This window comes from Paenibacillus ginsengihumi DSM 21568, assembly GCF_000380965.1.
Lineage (GTDB): Bacteria > Bacillota > Bacilli > Paenibacillales > NBRC-103111 > Paenibacillus_G > Paenibacillus_G ginsengihumi.
Genome location: NZ_KB905556.1, coordinates 120,682 through 136,152 on the forward strand (window position 1 = coordinate 120,682; position 15,471 = coordinate 136,152).

The window sequence follows — 15,471 nt, forward strand, 5'->3', positions numbered from 1 at the left end:
CTTATTGACTAAAGTTTACTCAACACGGCCTGCCGTAACGAGTACCTTCGATTGCTTTAGCAGCAAAACTCATGTAACCATTAGCTTTTCAATAGAAATATTCATCAACGAGTTTAGGTTGCCCGTCTGCAAAAATATATTTTCTAATAAACTTCCCTGGCTCAATCTCTTCCATATGTAAAGGGACTATGTACGAAAGGTTCTCGCAAATCATTTTCGTGATCTTCTCCGGCTCGTGCAATCGATTGAGTTCAATTAACAACGGGCAGTCTTTACGATCTTCTACTTGCCAATCCTCGTCGACAAAGTTATTAACGATGCGAATGGTCCCTTTTTCTTCTATCTCAGCTAAATTGTATAACCCCCAGTAGTCACTTTCATGATGGCTAAATGGAATTTTCAGCAAATTTTTTATGTCTTCCGTCACGGCTTCCAAGTCATCGATAAGTACGCCAAGTTTGACATATTTATTTTTACTCATTTCGTTCACAACCACCTTTGATAATATTTTTCGAAACATGGTGTAGTATATTTTATTACTTTATCGTATGGCAACTGATTGACCACGTTCATCGCCTCCAATGCGATCTCTTTTTCAGCCATGCTTTCAATCCTTCCTCACTGATATCAATAGGAGCTAGTCTGGACATGTAGTCAACATTAGCTAATGGAAAAGCATGACCACCCACAATAATATCACCATGATGTCTTCTGATCGTTCCTCCTCTTTCAATTAGTAAGATCAGCGGTTCGTACAAATCACAAAATTTTATTGCTTTTTCATCTCCAATATCAACCAAATGCAACCACTCAAGGTATGCTTCGCAAGTTACGCGCATAAAAGCGTTTTTTAAATGGTTTAAATGCGGACACCATTCCGATATCCTTAAATCCTCTTCAAATCCCAGTGCTTGAGCCGCTTTGAAAAAAGGATACGGCGCCTTTAAATCGTATGTTTTAATAAATAAAGCTGCTCGTCGAATATACTCTTGCATGAGCGCCATGTTTGAAGGGCTATCTACGCTTCCGCATAAATCCCAATTGATGCTATTTATTCTTTTTATGCCTTCATTAAATCGATTCATTTTACCCTCCAGCTTTGCTGGCCGCACCGATGATCACCCGGTATCCTTTTTTTAAAATAGCGCCCAGTTTTTCTAGACTAACTCTACTTCCGATAAATCAGCACCAGTAAAACCTCAATCATTTTATTTAGAGCTTGTTCATTTAAGGCCACCAACGGACGCCGCGCGCTACTCCCAGGGCGCGGCGTGCCGCATGGTGGCGGTCACCACATTGACCGCCTACCCGCTAAAATGTGGCCGCCCCTCCATGGATGTCGTGTTTATCCAACGTTTCTTCGCTAATATCCTCTGGTTCAACCGTGCTCATTTCTACAGAAATGATTCGGGAACGTGCCGTTCTTCCGCTGGTTAACTCTCCATGATGATATCTTATTCGCCCGCCTCTGCCGAACAGCTTGATCAATGGAACATATAGTCCCTGGAATTGAAGTGCTACGGATTCGTTCTCGCCGGATAAATAGGCCCATTCCAAATAACTTTTGCAAGCGGACTTGACTAACCACTCATTCTGGATATCATTTAATTCATCGCAGAATGCATATATTTCGATGGGCAGCTTTATGCCGCACATATCTGCAGCGCTAAAAACCGCCAGTCTCTTGTTAGGTTCTTGATCTATGAAATCATAAAACTGGGAAGCTCTCCTTAAATACTCATATAATAATATGCCGTGTGAAGGCTTGTTCGGTTCTTCGCGATTCCAATGAATGTTTCTTATCATAGCTCTGGCCTCTTCAAACGTCCGATTCAACCAGGCGGCCCCCCTCAATAAATATTCAAGATTCAACGTCTATACGAATAGCATGAGATAAAGAGAAGGTTTTTATATGAGCAGCTATGAAGCCATAAAAGATTGCGTGAATTTAGGTTTTGAAGAATATGTTACTCATCAGCATTATAACACTGCACAGGCAGCTGCAAAAATTGTGGAAGAGGACTGGTGGATATTAAACGAGGATAATTTCAGTAAAACCGCTTTCTTTATATGTCACAAAGAACGTATGGAAATGGATAATTATCAAATCATCGAGACAAATCCTGTCTGGAAAGGCAGGCTTGAATCTATTTTGAGTCTGAAACGGGAAGATTTGTAAACCTATTAGCGACTGCCCATACAGCGGCGAACGCTGCGGATGTACTCTACAGTTTAGCGCTTAGGATGCTGGCGCTGAAGCAGACCGAATCCGTTGTATCCGCAGCGTTGATGCCGCTGATGGCGAGCGGCGCCCGAATGCAGAGCAGCTTGCTCGCGCCGCCGCTTATGATCAATCGCTCCCTGACAGCCGTGTCAATTGGCATGGCCCAACTATCATACACTCTCGCGGCAGTTGGCCCCGTCCTTCCAGATGACCTGCTCTCCGTAATTTTTCCCCCAGTCGTACATCATCTTCAAGACAGGCACGAGACTTTCGCCATGCTCCGTCAATGAATATTCGACCCGGGGCGGAACTTCAGGGTATACTTTGCGGAAGACCAAGCGATCCTCTTCCAATTCGCGCAGTTGATTAGTCAACATTTTTTGCGTAATGTGGGGGATCAATTTTTTCAGCTCGCTGAACCGTTTCGTGCCTTGCAGCCCAAGATGCCACAAAATGATTAATTTCCACTTGCCCCCGATCACGGCCAGCGTCAATTCCTTCTCGCAGTTAATCGCCTGCAAATCGATTCGCTTCTTGACCTCATTCGCCATCGCCATCCCTCCCACCGATCGTATCGATAGTATACCACAAGCAGCTACAAGAGATGAAAGGATATACTGTCGGTTTGGAAACCAAGGAAACGGCTGAGTCCGCTCCGCAGCGGGAGCGAAGAAGCCATCAGGCAAGAGCAGCGAGTATATCCGGTCCATGGCTGGCGGGCTGCTGCTACTCCAGGTTGGCGTGTCTGCCGTACATCTGGCCGGAATTCAGACCCTTGCTGTTCATCAGCCGGAGAATGACCGCGTCGTAAAAGATCAATAATGTCTGTTCGAATAAAGAAGCCATCGGCTGGATCGTCGTATAGCCGCCGCCGGCCTGATCTTTAGGCGATCCCGGCAGCTTGACAAGAGCATCCGCCAATCTTCCGATCGTCGACTCGGGGGCAATCGTGACTGCCACAACGGATGCGCCCAGACTTTTCGCTTGTTGCGCCATCGGGATCAACGTTCTTGTTTCCCCCGAGCCGGTGCCGATGATGAGGACATCCCCCTTGCCGATGCCGGGAGTGACCGTCTCCCCGACCACATAGGCGTTGATCCCGGTATGCATCAGGCGCATGGCGAAAGCCCGTCCCATCAGTCCGGATCTTCCCGCACCAGCGACAAACACCTTATCGGCTTGCAAAATGATATCCGCCAACGCTTCGGCTTCCTTGTCCGCGATCTGTTCCACCGAGCGATGAAGCTCCCGGGCGATCTCTGCGGCATATTTGATCGTATCCATGATTAGGCCTGATTCACCAATCGTTTCATTGCCGCCGCGACTGCCTTCTTGTCCTCCTGACTGGTAATGCCGCCGCCGACAATAACCAGATCCGGCTGCGCCTTGATCACTTCCGGCAGCGTATCCAGCTTGATGCCGCCTGCAATCGCCGTTTTGGCCCGCCTTACGACGCGCTTGATCGCAGCAAGCTCCTCAAAGGAATTTTTGCCTGCCGCCTGATGATCGTAACCGGAGTGGACGCAGATGTAATCCACGCCAAGCTCGTCGATTTCTTTGGCCCTGTCTTCAATGTTCTGCACGTTGATCATATCGACCATAATTTTTTTGTTTTGCTTCCTGGCTTCCTCGACGGCGCCCCGAATCGTCGAATTGTCCGATGCCCCCAATACCGTAATAATATCCGCTCCCGCTTCGGAGGCTTTCATGACCTCATATCCGCCGGCATCCATAATTTTCAGGTCAGCGAGCACGCGCAAAGACGGAAATGCCTCCTTGATTTCCTTCACTGCCCTCAAGCCTTCGTTAATGACGACCGGCGTGCCGATCTCGACGATATCTATATAATCCGCCACCTCTGCAACCACTAGCTTCGCTTCGGGAATATCTACAAGATCCAGTGCCAATTGAAGTTCCATTGGATGATCGCTCCTTAAAATGGTTGTTGTTGATCAACACAAGCCTATTGTAGAGCGTTCCTTTCCTTTAAGGAAGTAGGCACTTTGGCGTGGGGTAGTTACTTGGAGGATACCTTATCTGCAATGACGGATGCAGCGCCCATTCCTGCGCCGATCCCTGATACAAGATCATGACGCCTATGCAGGCTTATAACCAAACCGATTGAGACCTTAAGTGTCGAATGGCTTCCTCATCGGTAACGATCTTTTCTTCGTCAAAGCTTCCCAGATTCAACTTATTCCCCACTTCTCGTTCATCAAAATGGATGACGTTCGCGAAATGAATATTTTTTACTATCGCGCAGTAGAAGCTTAAATCTTCAAAATCGATATGATGAAATGTCATATTCCTTAAACTTGAATAAGCAAAACAATCGTACAATGCGCAATGATGAAAGCTGCTGTTGGAATACTCCGTTTCAATCGTGTCGCAACGCCATATTTTCGAATTGTGAAATTCGCATTGGTCAAATGTGCTGTACGACAGATTGGCCTTCACAATATTGACGTTCTCGAAGGTCACGTTTTCAAATCTGCAATCGCACAAATAACAATCATAGAACTCCACATTTTCAAAAACGCAATTTTGGAATAATGAACTTGTAATATGGACTCCTGTGCAAGTCGCGCCAAAAAACGATCGATCGGAAAAGTCCATTTCATCTAAAATTATTTTTTCCCCTTTCTCCCCTTTGGAATTGATAAAATGCTGATGATTCGCAAGCCTTTCATTTAATTCGCTCTGAGAAATTTTGATCATTGTGTACATTTGCTCCTCTTGATTATCTTCTTAGCCGCAATTCCACAATGAATTGCTCGATGCTCTCCGATATCGCTTCGAATGCATTTCTTTCGAAGTCTTCAAGCTTCACAGAGCCGTCCCGGTTATCAACGACCACGATCAGCCCGTTGCCCTCCATCCCCAAGGGAATATGATCAAGCGTGTGGTTGTGGTTGTTCTTATATTCTCTTAACCTGCTGCTATAAGATTGGATATATGCGTTAGGCAGTACGGATTCCAGTTTTATATAATGATCTTTAAAAAATCCATCTAAATCTGCAAACCAGTATGAATTAAAATAGGCTTTGACCGACGGATGAATCTTGCATCCCAAATCCTCTTCCATTGGTTGAAAGTCATAGAATTCATTCTTTTCAACAGGCCGCCAAGAGATATAATCTTCCGAGTCAACTTCCCCAACATAAATAGCAGAACCAATCTCTTCATCGAATGGCGTTTTAACCCTTCATCCGCTGCTTCTTTTCTTAACGCAAAATATTGATTCATCGCTTCCTTGATTGACACAAAAATCACCCTTTACTTTCGACTTCCAATTTTATATATGTTCAAGATTCCAAACTTGCAAATAGGCTTGAGGATAAGAATATGCTAACACATCCATGCAATTGTCGCCGCGGTCAGATCGATCATACAACGACTTTTGCCAGCCTAAAATCCCCATGTCGTAACAAGAAATGGTATTCCTCAACCTCGGGTGCAAAATCCTTTGCCAAGATCCGGCGAAACAAATAATTCTTAACCAATACCAATATTGCCCCTTATTATTGATAAGCCTCTCAAGCAAGTCTATACATGAAGTAGCAATAATTTTCGACTCCCCAACAACCCCATGCCGGTCGAAGAAGCTACTCCCTGAAGTTAACTAAAGAAGCGGCCGAGGCCTCAAAAGCTAACTTCCGCCAAATTTTCTAACCAAACTTCGGATTTGAAGCCCCAGACAGAACGTAACAAATGCACCTTGATAGGTTTTGAGGGCTTCAGCATGAAACCATCCGCAAGGATCATCTCTTGCGTCGCGACTCTTAACCATCCCTTCCCTATTGTATTGCTTTCAACTGAAAATGAGCAAGGTATCCAAAACGGATTCCACGTATCGCTCCAAGCCTCTATAACGGTATATTCTTCAAATAAGTATCGTTTTATTTTCGATAAATCTTTAGCGGCCGCCAAAACCTCACCACATTCCATGTGAGCCGCTTCTTCGTCCAATGTTGCCGGCATGATGTTACTAATATGATACACATCTCTTAATTCTGGAGCAGCGATTAATGATCCGCCATGATGAATAAGTTGCATCCGCCTCTGGCTTTTGACGCCGAAATACTCGCCATCAGCCAATGCATCCCTGTTCAAGACCGATATGGTTGAGAGGACAACTTTTCTCCCGCGCCATTTTATTGGCTTTTTGTCCCGTTCGATCAATAGAAATGCCATATGTGCCCCCCGGCTATTGCTTGAGAATTCGGTTTATTTTCGATAGCTTCCCAATCTTTTTCCTATTAAATCCTCGGCATTATAGCCGCCTGGCTCCAATTGAATCGTTATGGATTCTGAAGGGCTCATGTATTGCTGCCCATTCACCAACGCAACCCCTTTGACAACATAAGCTTTGGAATGGTCGGCTTCATCATATAGAACTTTTCCATGAAGATTTCCGTTTGGTTTGCCTTCAATAGCGACAAATGCTGCCGCTAGCGCATCGCGTCCAATAGCTGGCGGGATGGCCTGCCCGGAAGCTGCTGGATATCATGACCGTATCACAGATTGGCAGGGCGCGGCAAGCGCCTGCCGTCGTTTGACGCCGGGGAGCAGGGAGCAGCGCCCTGTTTGAGTGCCCGCGGGACATCCCGGCGAACGGGCTGAATGAATCGGCCATTCTAGCGGAAACGCCGGGCCGCCCCAAGTACGCCACCTTGCGGCAACGGCTCGCCGTCGTCAGCAACTGCGGCACCGACTCGTCGTCGTCAGCGGCAACTGCGGCACGGGCAAGACGGCGGCCATCCGTACCTCAGGAAAGCGCTCGATCCGGCGAAGCTCAGTGCACAACGAAGGCAGACCGATTCCTGCCGGAAAGGTCTGCCTTGTATAGTGTATGGTCAAAGCGCTTCGCTTAGGACGAGCTGACTTCGTCCGTTTGATCCGATTGGCTGGACTCGTCCGGAGCAATCGGCTTGGCGGGCTTGAAGAACAACTCCCCTTTGTTTTCCACAAGCTTCGTCAGTTGGTCAGTCAAGCCTTCCTTCAGTTCGTTCACCAGCTGTTCCTTGGAGATGCCCTTCGCTTCCGCAATTTCCGCCAGCGACTTGCCTGCTTGCAGCTCCGTTTGCAGCTCCTCCTTCGTTATCCCGAGCAGCTCCGTGAGCGTATCCTCCTGGAACATCCTGCCGAAGCCCATCAAACCGACAGGCCCCTCGCCTCGTATCTTCGTAACCATCAGCTTCGTATTCTGAATTTCTTCGGACAGGCGATCCTTCAGTCCTTCCTTCTGCTTGTCCGCCTGTTCCTGCGTGATTTTACCTTCGCTCAACGCCGTATCGATCGATTGTTCTACGGCCGATGTCAACTGCTCCAGGAATTGCTCCTGCGTAAGCCCCTTCTCCTCGGCAATCTGCAGCAGCGTCTTGCCTTCCTTCATCTCCTCCATCAGCGCGCTTTGCTCGATGCCGAGAATATCGGCGCTATGCTTCACAGCCTGGCCTCCGTGGAAGAACCGGGCGAACCTCTCCTTATGCTGGCCCGCTCCGATCTTAACGTCATTCTTCTGCGACGAGGTTGCAGCCGACGGGCTGCTGTCGTCGGAGGCGGCGAATGCCTGCGACTGGATCAGGCCTGCGCCTCCCAGCAAAAATGCCGCTGCCATCGTTCCTGCCAACCACGTTTTTTGCGATTTCTTCATGTTCGCTACCACCTTTGCTTGGAATGTGTCTTGCATGGAATAATGTACCGCCCGGGGGTTAATGGAACATGAAACCGAACTAAAAACCACCTAAATGTTTCCTGAATTTACGCTGAATCGTTCCTGAAAATGAGCTGAAATTCGGTGTCTGCGAGGTGCGAAAAAGCACGCCCGGCGAGGATTTTTTGCCGCTTGTGCGGCTCCCAGGCAAGGCCCCCGCTGTCGCGGCCAAGAACCGAAAGCGCCTGGCCGGAATAGGCTAGAAGCAACCCACTTTTGTCAAAAGGAGACCGATGCTATGCCGCTCTTTCAGCTCCCGGCGGGAATTCGCACCTATACCATCGCTTCCCCCGGCGTCACAATTTATTATCCAGCCGTTTACGGTCTGGCGAATCCGCAGGCGGAGGAGAGAATCAACCGCACAATCTTGCAGCTCGTGCACGCCATGCGGCAGGAGCAGCTCAAGATGCAGACCGGCACGGAAATGGAAATGACCGGGCATTACGAGATCAAGACCAACGAACGGGGACTGCTCAGCCTCATTCTCACCAATTACGCCTATTCGCGGCCGATGGCGCACGGCTTTACGGTCGCCAGATCGTTAACATTCGATACGAACACCGGAAGGCTGTATGCGTTGCAGGATTTGTTCAAGCCTGGGGCAAGCTACACCGCAGTCCTGACAGCTCTGGTCAATGAGCAAGCCAGACGGAGACAGATTCCGCTGCTGAACGGTTCCCCTCAGGTGCAGCCGAACCAGGACTATTACTTGGCGGACAAATCGCTCGTCATCTATTACCCGCTGTATGCGATCGCTCCTTACTATGTCGGGTTCCCGATGTTCCCGATTTCCGTATACGAGCTGCAGGACATCGCCGCAGAGGGCGGGCCGCTCGACAGGCTGGCGGCCGACGTCAGCTGATGCGGGGGAAGAGTGAGGGGATCGTTCATCCCTTTTGACCAAATTGTCGTCCCCCCCTTGTTCCGTCGGTGCTCCGCTATTCATATTTGCCGCTCCTGTCCGTTCTGTCTTTCCCAAATGACTTCCATTGCCGGATTGCGAGCCGCCTGCGGATTTGCGATAATGCTTACAAGACATGCCATACGATCCTACGATAAGAGGTGCATACTCTATGACGAATTCAATATCCGGTGCGAAGCTGCTGGCTTTTGTCGGCTCCTATGCAGAAGCTTCGGCCCCCGGGGTGTACGCCTGCCTGTTCGACGGCGAGACCGGGAAGCTTGAGCTGACGGACAGCGTGTCCGGCCTGCAAAATCCGACCTTTCTCGACCTGGACGAGCGCAAGCTGAAGCTTTACGCTTTGTCGGAGATTACGGGAGCGGACGGCCAGCGCATAGGAGCGGCTAACGCTTACGAGATCGATGCGGCGAACGGCCGCCTGTCTCTGCTGAACAGCGAGCCAACCGTGCCGGCTCCCACCTGCCACATCGCGCTCGACCGCACCCGGCAATGCCTGATGACCGCCAGCTATCACGGCGGCATGGTCGGTCTGTCGCCGGTACTAGAGGACGGGCGGGTCGGCCCGGTCGCCGACATTCATCGGCACGAAGGCGCAAGCGTCCTTCCGGTGCAGGACCGGCCGCGCGCCCATTCCGTCTTCGTGGACCGCGCCAACCGGTATGCCGTCGCGTGCGATCTCGGCCTGGACAAGCTGATCGTATACAAGCTGGACGTCGCCGGCCGCAGGCTGATTCCGCACGGCGAGACGCGCGTCGCTCCCGGAGCCGGTCCGCGCCACCTGGCTTATCACCCGACGCTGCCCTACGCCTATGTCATCAATGAGCTGAACGCTACGATCACCGCCTTGGCCTACGACGAGGAGAACGGTGCACTGACGGAAATCCACACAGTCTCCACGCTGCCGGAATCATACCAAGGGGACAACGCGTGCGCGGACATTCATCTGTCGCCGGACGGCCGCTTCCTGTACGGCTCCAACCGCGGTCACGACAGCATCGCGGTCTATGCCGTCGACGCCGCCAGCGGCAAGCTGACGCTGATAGAGCACGCCCCGGCCGGCGGCAAGCACCCGCGCAATTTCGCTTTGACCCCGGACGGCCGTTTTGTGCTCGTCGCCAACCGGGATACGAACAACATTGTAACGTACGCCCGAGACGTCGAGACGGGCAAGCTTCAAGCGACGGGAGCAGAGCTCGAAGTATCGAAGCCGGTGTGCATCAAGTTTTTGCAGTTGGCTTAAGCGGAACGAACAAGCGGGCGCGACTGTTCTTCGAGGGCAGGAAGCGAAGAGCTTCCTGCGCGAGGAACGGCCGTGCCATTTTGGGTTGCTGCCAGGGGGAAAGCCTTCTGTATCTCAATGATTCCTGTCCGCTGTCGAACCTCATCGTTGGCCGCTTGCCAGATTGCCTTTGCCTTCCTGGTTCTCGCCTTCCATGGCGATAACGTCGTCTCTTGCTTCAATATCGTTTCTTCCCCGAACACCGTCGCCTCCCGCTCAATGTCTTTTATCCCGAACACCGCCGCCTCCCGCTCAATGTCTTTTTCCCCGATCACAGCCGCTTCGCCGCAGCTTCAACCGCCCGATATCCGCCATTCTCGCTTCTTTTTCTATGGAACGTTTTACAATCAATGTCCGTCCATTATTCGAAGAGATGACTCACAAAGCTTACAACGTCTGGTGTGAGTAATGTTCTTACAGTAGGCTGGGATGAAGCCCAATTTTCCAATAATTAGAATCGGGGTGTGGATATATGAACATAAAAAAGTATGTTACTTATACCGTTTTATCTGCAGTTATTGTCGGGGCATCCGTCTCCCTCTCACAAAAAATGAATTTGATTGACCACGCTAACGCCTCTGCTGAACCAACCCAAATAACAAATTCTCGAGGATCCAATGGCGGAAAGTATATACAGGCATTTGAAAGAATGGATCGGATCCCCGTTATTAAGAACAAAGCTTTAAAAACAAATCAAAATTATTCTGTTTTAGAAGGTAAGATATCAAGGAAACTTGAACCAACGGGAGAAAAGGAGATCACGGAGCTTATTGTTGAACAACCCGGCCGGTTCTATATAAAACATACTCCTGATGCAAACAACCCGTCTCAATTTGAAGAAGCTAGCAATGACGGGGCAATCATTCGTGTCAAAGATTTCAATGGTGATATAAGGAAATTAGAACCGATGCAGAATACCTTCCCGTCCAATCAAACGGCTTCAAAGGATATGATTATCCCCGACTATAATGGAACTTACTTGCCCATCGGTGGAGTCAATGAATTGCTGCACCCCGAGATGTTTCTTCAAAGTGCATTCAGCAATGGCAAAGTTACCATTAAAGGGGAAGAAAAATTTTTAGAACGGGATACCACTGTCATCGCTATTGACCGCGAGAGTTTGGAAGGCAAATTAGGCAATAGACAAACCCTTTGGATCGATAACCAAACAGGAATCATCTTAAAGCTTGTAAACTCGGACGGAGATCAGCCGATACAGACAATCGCTTTCGAACATATTCGCTTTTCTGATCGTGCCAACGAAGCTCTATTCCAAACTTTAAAGTAAAAAAGATCGAAAGAGGGGCCTGCTTAATCGCATGGCCCCTCTTGCTGCTCTTGGGAAGAATTCCGTCCCAGGCCATTACAGCATTTCAAGCTGCTCGTACAGCCGCTCGCGCTCCGCCTCGAGGCGCACCTTCTCGCCGTACATCGCTTCCAGGCGCTTCGCGTCCGCCTCGCGCATCATGGCGTCGTCGAGCTCCGCCAGCTGCCGCTCCACGGCCTCGATCTCGGCCTCGAGCTTGGCGAGCCGGCGCTTCGCCCTGTCCTCATCAGGCGACGAGTTCTTCCCTCGTCCCGAGGTCCTGCCTGTGGGCGCTTGCTCCGACTTCGCTGGCGCCTGGCTGGCCTCTCTCGTCGCTGCCCTTCGGCCGGATGCCGTCGGCTCCGGCTTTCCGGACTGTGGGCCGACTCCCTCGGATCCTGACGGCCCCGGCTTAGCGGACGCTCGGCCGACTTCCTCCGCCGCTGCCCGGCCGGACGCGGATAGACCGGCGCCCGCGCTGCCCTTCCGGATAGCCTCGCGCTTTCTTTTCGCTTCGTCGTAATGCCCTTCCCAGCGCGTGAGCTTCCCGTCCTCCAGCCAGAACGTAACCGGAAACAGCTTGTTCAGCAAATAACGATCATGCGATACGCAGATGATTGTTCCCGGAAACTCGGCCAGCGTATCCTCCAGCGCCTCGCGGGCGTCGATATCGAGATGGTTGGTCGGCTCGTCAAGCACCAGCACGTTGATGTCCTGATGCATGAGCTGCGCCAGACGCAGCCGCATCCGCTCGCCGCCGCTGAGGCTCTTGACCTTGCGAAAGACGGAAGCGCCGTAAAACAGGAATTTCGCCAGCAAATGGCGCGCCTTCCCTTCCTCCACCATCACGGCGTCCCGAAACGCATCGACGACTGTCATCTCCTCATCCGGAAATTCGTGATGCTGGGACAAGTACCCGAGCTTCGCGCTGACGCCGACGTGTACCGTCCCCGAATCCGGCCTGACGCCTTCCGCAATCATGCGCAGCAGCGTCGATTTCCCGCTTCCGTTCTTGCCTACAATGGCTGTCGCTTCCCCGAAGCGCACCTGCAGGCTGACGCCCGCGTACAGCGTTCTTGCGCCGCGAGAGTCGGCGTGCTCCCCGTCGCTTGGGCCGTACGACTTGCTGACGTCCTTCATGACGACGACGTCCTCGCCGCTTCGCTCGCTCATCCGAAAGGCGAGACCGATCTTTTGGCGCTCCAGCACCGGCCGCTCCAACTTGTCGAGTCGATCCAGCGCCTTCTGCATCGCCGCCGCCCGCTTGAACAACGCGGGATTATCCGCCTGGGCCGCCCATGTCCGCAGCCGCTTGATCGCTTCCTCCATCTTCCTGATCTTCTTCTGCTGCTCCTGGTACGCCGCAAATTCGGCGAGCAGCCGGCGCTCCTTCTCTTCGGTAAAGTATGAGTAATTTCCGTGATAGACGTCCGCCTTGCCGCCCTCCAAATCGAATATTTTGGTCACCGTCCGGTCCAAAAAATAGCGGTCGTGCGACACGATCGCGACGCTGCCGCAGTATTCCTGCAAATAATCCTCCAGCCACTCGACCGCGTCCAGATCGAGGTGGTTCGTCGGTTCGTCGAGCAGCAGCAGATCGGGCTGAAGCAGCAACAGGCGCCCGAGGCATACCTTCGTTCGCTCGCCGCCGCTCAGCAGGCTGAACGGCAGGTGCAGCAGCGGTTCAATGCCCAGTCCCGAGGCGATTCGCGCCAGGCTCGCCTCCATCTCGTAGCCGCCCTTGGCGGAGAAGGCATCCTCCAGGGCGCCGTACTCCTGCAGCGCCTTCTCGACGACCGCCGGATCCGGACTCGCCATCGCCACCCCCAGCTCCGCCAATCTCGCCTGCATGTCGAGCAGTTCAGCGAACGCTCCCTGCAGCACCTCGCCTGCCGTCGCTTCCGGCCCGAAGTCGGGAATTTGCGCCAGCAACGCCGTTCGGCTGCCTTTCCGCCGGTGAATCGCCCCGGCATCCGGACTTTCCTCCCCGGCCAGCAGCTTCAGCACCGTCGTCTTGCCGCAGCCGTTCGGGCCGACGATGCCGATCCGCTCCCGTTCGCGAATTTCCAACGACAGCTCCTGAAGGACCGTCGTTCCGTTCCAAATTTTGGTCACCTTATCCATAGCACACAGTAACACCGGAAATCAGCCTCGCCTTCGGTAAAATGGGTTCTGCGGCAACGCAAAAAAAGCCACAGGCAAAAGGCAACCTTTTACCCGTGGCTTGATTGCAGCCGCATGGCGAATCAGCGGCGTATAGACTGTTTACGCCGCACGATTCCGCAGGGTCAAAATGTTGCAGTCGCCGTAAATGGACATACGTATCCCGTTGTCAGCAAAACGGAATACGATCGTAGCCTGATGCACCCAATATTGGACCCATTTGCTACGAGCGGCAAACTGCAACATCATGACACCTCCCTTACCGAATCGATTGAAATTAATGCTAATATATCACAAGATTTGTAACGAGGCAACTGATCGGACTCTCAAAAAATGCAAGATTTGCTGCGGCACATGCGGCTTCCGTCCTGGAGCGAGCGGGCAGCCCCGCGTGATTAAGCGCCGCCAGGCAATAGTCCCGGTAACTTTGCGGAAGGGAATACGCTTGGGGGCTTGGGCAGCAGGAGAGTCCGCAGCTCACGCCAGGCTGAACCGCGGCCCGTTCGAGCTCGTTTGCGCAGCAAAGCGTCTTTCGGCATTGCCGCGAAGCCATCTCGCCCCGCACGTCAGCAATTGCATCCCGGGCCATCCCGTCATCTCGCCCGACACTGACGCGAGCCATCTCGCCCCGCACGTCAGCAATTGCATCCCGGGCCATCCCGTCATCTCGCCCGTCTCGTCTGCCCGGCTGCCTGTCCGCCGGCGCGGCTACTCCGCCTTACGCACAGAGGCGGCGCGCAGCAGCGCGGGGCCGTCGATCCGGTGCAGCTGGTTCAGCAACTCGATCTGGAAAGAGCCGGGGCGGTCGTCGCCCGATAAAGCCACGGCGGCATCGGCGGCGGCGCTGTAATAGGCGAGCGCAGCCGTGGAGGCGAGCACGTGATCGGGCTCGACGGCCGCGAAGGCGCCGACAATCGAGCTGAGCAGGCAGCCGGCGCCGGTTACCTTGGTGAGCAGCGGCGTTCCCCCGCTGATCCGGTACAGCGCCGTCCCGTCCGTCACCGTATCATCCGGGCCGGTGATGGCGACAACGCACTGCAGCTGGCGGGCCGCCTTGCGGGCCAGCGCCTCCGGATCGCCGCCGGACGCGCCGGCATCGACGCCCTTGATCGCCCAGTCCTCGCCGACAACGTTCGCCACCTCCGCGGCATTCCCGCGCAGGATCGAGACGCGCAGCTCCCGCATGATGCGGCGCGCCGTCTCCGTCCGATACGGCGTCGCTCCCGCTCCGACCGGGTCAAAGACGACCGGCACCCCGTGTTCGTTGGCGGACTTGCCGGCAATGAGCATGGCGCGGACCGTCTCTTCCGTGAGCGTGCCCATGTTCAAAACGAGCGCGCCCGCGATCCGGGCCATATCGGCAACCTCCTCCGGCGCATAGGCCATAACCGGTGAAGCCCCCAAAGCGAGCAGCCCATTCGCCGTAAAGTTCGTCACGACAACGTTCGTGATGTTGTGCACAAGCGGGCTTCGCTCCCGCACCTTTTCCAACACTTCGGCCATTTGACGGTTTTCCATCGAGTCATACTCTCCTTCCGTTTGTTCGCTTGTTTACGGCAACACCAACAAAAAAAACACCTCGCCCACGGCAAAGTGTACTTCGCTTTCTCGCCTCCCTGCGCTGGCATGATCCAACAGGTTCCAATGGTCAACGGCGGCCCAGCCGTACTCTCAGCCCGATCCTCGGACTCCCACGTTCTTATGACATTGTCCATTCCTTGTCCTAATGATACGCCAAGCGGCGAGACGGGTCAATAGAAGGCGTGCTATCTTGAAAATTTGGCGATATACGCCGACAAAATTTCAACACCGCAGGTGACGACCGATGACGTAAGGAAGCGCTCGTCATAGGCGTCTATCT

General features: G+C 52.7%; 15 protein-coding genes and 3 pseudogenes. 4 read left to right on the plus strand and 14 right to left on the minus strand.

The genetic code is table 11. The features are described from left to right. Positions 1-88 precede the first annotated feature (88 nt). The 3 genes from F591_RS0107335 to F591_RS0107345 form a co-directional block, all read right to left on the minus strand. The gene (locus F591_RS0107335) at positions 89-481 is read right to left on the minus strand and encodes a hypothetical protein (RefSeq protein ID WP_019533944.1); all 393 of its coding nucleotides are present in this window, start codon (positions 479-481) and stop codon (positions 89-91) included. A gap of 88 nt (positions 482-569) precedes the next feature. Further along, positions 570-1,085: a hypothetical protein gene (locus F591_RS0107340; protein ID WP_026326432.1), complete on the minus strand. Its 516-nt coding sequence runs from the start codon at positions 1,083-1,085 to the stop codon at positions 570-572. A 226-nt stretch (positions 1,086-1,311) separates the two neighbouring features. After that, complete coding sequence (locus F591_RS0107345) at positions 1,312-1,836, minus strand: hypothetical protein (RefSeq protein WP_019533946.1); 525 nt, start codon at positions 1,834-1,836, stop codon at positions 1,312-1,314. Between the two features lie 76 nt (positions 1,837-1,912). On the opposite strand from F591_RS0107345, the gene F591_RS0107350 reads away from it, so the two are divergent. After that, positions 1,913-2,179, plus strand: a complete 267-nt coding sequence (locus tag F591_RS0107350) for a hypothetical protein (protein ID WP_019533947.1) — start codon at positions 1,913-1,915, stop codon at positions 2,177-2,179. Positions 2,180-2,394: 215 nt separating this feature from the next. Here the strand turns inward: F591_RS0107350 and F591_RS0107360 are convergent, their stop codons facing one another. The 8 genes and pseudogenes from F591_RS0107360 to F591_RS0107390 all read right to left on the minus strand — a co-directional run bounded on the left by F591_RS0107360 (position 2,395) and on the right by F591_RS0107390 (position 7,880). Then, on the minus strand, positions 2,395-2,775 hold the full coding sequence (locus F591_RS0107360; protein ID WP_019533949.1) for a winged helix-turn-helix transcriptional regulator: 381 nt from the start codon (positions 2,773-2,775) through the stop codon (positions 2,395-2,397). Between the two features lie 175 nt (positions 2,776-2,950). Then, positions 2,951-3,508 carry a 6-phospho-3-hexuloisomerase gene (gene hxlB / locus F591_RS0107365; RefSeq protein WP_019533950.1) on the minus strand — a complete coding sequence of 186 codons (558 nt, stop codon included), beginning with the start codon at positions 3,506-3,508 and terminating at the stop codon, positions 2,951-2,953. A gap of 2 nt (positions 3,509-3,510) precedes the next feature. After that, entirely contained in the window at positions 3,511-4,143 is a 633-nt protein-coding gene (hxlA, locus tag F591_RS0107370) for a 3-hexulose-6-phosphate synthase (protein WP_019533951.1), read from the minus strand. A gap of 187 nt (positions 4,144-4,330) precedes the next feature. After that, a complete protein-coding gene (locus F591_RS0107375) occupies positions 4,331-4,942 on the minus strand; it encodes a pentapeptide repeat-containing protein (RefSeq protein ID WP_019533952.1) in 612 nt (203 codons plus the stop codon). Positions 4,943-4,964: 22 nt separating this feature from the next. Continuing rightward, positions 4,965-5,470 (minus strand): annotated as a pseudogene (locus F591_RS27575) (SecY-interacting protein Syd). A gap of 247 nt (positions 5,471-5,717) precedes the next feature. Further along, positions 5,718-5,831 (minus strand): annotated as a pseudogene (locus tag F591_RS32645) (SMI1/KNR4 family protein); the annotation flags it as partial. Positions 5,832-5,866: 35 nt separating this feature from the next. Next, the gene (locus F591_RS0107385; protein WP_019533955.1) at positions 5,867-6,418 is read right to left on the minus strand and encodes a hypothetical protein; all 552 of its coding nucleotides are present in this window, start codon (positions 6,416-6,418) and stop codon (positions 5,867-5,869) included. A 676-nt stretch (positions 6,419-7,094) separates the two neighbouring features. Continuing rightward, entirely contained in the window at positions 7,095-7,880 is a 786-nt protein-coding gene (locus F591_RS0107390) for a hypothetical protein (RefSeq protein WP_019533956.1), read from the minus strand. 298 nt (positions 7,881-8,178) lie between these two features. Between F591_RS0107390 and F591_RS0107395 the strand changes: the two genes are divergently transcribed. Then, positions 8,179-8,802 carry a DUF3298 and DUF4163 domain-containing protein gene (locus F591_RS0107395; RefSeq protein ID WP_019533957.1) on the plus strand — a complete coding sequence of 208 codons (624 nt, stop codon included), beginning with the start codon at positions 8,179-8,181 and terminating at the stop codon, positions 8,800-8,802. Between the two features lie 211 nt (positions 8,803-9,013). Continuing rightward, a complete protein-coding gene (locus tag F591_RS0107400) occupies positions 9,014-10,102 on the plus strand; it encodes a lactonase family protein (protein ID WP_019533958.1) in 1,089 nt (362 codons plus the stop codon). On the opposite strand, the gene F591_RS0107405 is transcribed toward F591_RS0107400, so the two are convergent. Next, a complete protein-coding gene (locus F591_RS0107405; protein ID WP_019533959.1) occupies positions 10,099-10,416 on the minus strand; it encodes a hypothetical protein in 318 nt (105 codons plus the stop codon). The two genes, F591_RS0107400 and F591_RS0107405, sit on opposite strands and share 4 nt — an antisense overlap. 197 nt (positions 10,417-10,613) lie before the next feature. On the opposite strand from F591_RS0107405, the gene F591_RS0107410 reads away from it, so the two are divergent. Then, entirely contained in the window at positions 10,614-11,429 is an 816-nt protein-coding gene (locus F591_RS0107410; RefSeq protein ID WP_019533960.1) for a hypothetical protein, read from the plus strand. A gap of 513 nt (positions 11,430-11,942) precedes the next feature. Here F591_RS0107410 and abc-f read toward each other — a convergent pair. Both abc-f and thiM read right to left on the minus strand, forming a co-directional pair. Beyond that, a pseudogene (abc-f, locus tag F591_RS0107415) lies at positions 11,943-13,586 on the minus strand (ribosomal protection-like ABC-F family protein); the annotation flags it as partial. Positions 13,587-14,318: 732 nt separating this feature from the next. Continuing rightward, positions 14,319-15,128, minus strand: a complete 810-nt coding sequence (thiM, locus tag F591_RS0107430) for a hydroxyethylthiazole kinase (protein ID WP_019533964.1) — start codon at positions 15,126-15,128, stop codon at positions 14,319-14,321. Positions 15,129-15,471: the final 343 nt, after the last annotated feature.

Excerpts from the sequence above, each read along its gene's own strand:
- F591_RS0107335 (WP_019533944.1), bottom strand. The coding sequence starts at position 481 with ATGAGTAAAAATAAATATGTCAAACTTGGCGTACTTATCGATGACTTG.
- F591_RS0107340 (WP_026326432.1), bottom strand. The coding sequence starts at position 1,085 with ATGAATCGATTTAATGAAGGCATAAAAAGAATAAATAGCATCAATTGG.
- F591_RS0107350 (WP_019533947.1), top strand. The coding sequence starts at position 1,913 with ATGAGCAGCTATGAAGCCATAAAAGATTGCGTGAATTTAGGTTTTGAA.
- F591_RS0107360 (WP_019533949.1), bottom strand. The coding sequence starts at position 2,775 with ATGGCGAATGAGGTCAAGAAGCGAATCGATTTGCAGGCGATTAACTGC.
- hxlB (WP_019533950.1), bottom strand. The coding sequence starts at position 3,508 with ATGGATACGATCAAATATGCCGCAGAGATCGCCCGGGAGCTTCATCGC.
- hxlA (WP_019533951.1), bottom strand. The coding sequence starts at position 4,143 with ATGGAACTTCAATTGGCACTGGATCTTGTAGATATTCCCGAAGCGAAG.
- F591_RS0107375 (WP_019533952.1), bottom strand. The coding sequence starts at position 4,942 with ATGATCAAAATTTCTCAGAGCGAATTAAATGAAAGGCTTGCGAATCAT.
- F591_RS0107385 (WP_019533955.1), bottom strand. The coding sequence starts at position 6,418 with ATGGCATTTCTATTGATCGAACGGGACAAAAAGCCAATAAAATGGCGC.
- F591_RS0107390 (WP_019533956.1), bottom strand. The coding sequence starts at position 7,880 with ATGAAGAAATCGCAAAAAACGTGGTTGGCAGGAACGATGGCAGCGGCA.
- F591_RS0107395 (WP_019533957.1), top strand. The coding sequence starts at position 8,179 with ATGCCGCTCTTTCAGCTCCCGGCGGGAATTCGCACCTATACCATCGCT.
- F591_RS0107400 (WP_019533958.1), top strand. The coding sequence starts at position 9,014 with ATGACGAATTCAATATCCGGTGCGAAGCTGCTGGCTTTTGTCGGCTCC.
- F591_RS0107410 (WP_019533960.1), top strand. The coding sequence starts at position 10,614 with ATGAACATAAAAAAGTATGTTACTTATACCGTTTTATCTGCAGTTATT.
- thiM (WP_019533964.1), bottom strand. The coding sequence starts at position 15,128 with ATGGAAAACCGTCAAATGGCCGAAGTGTTGGAAAAGGTGCGGGAGCGA.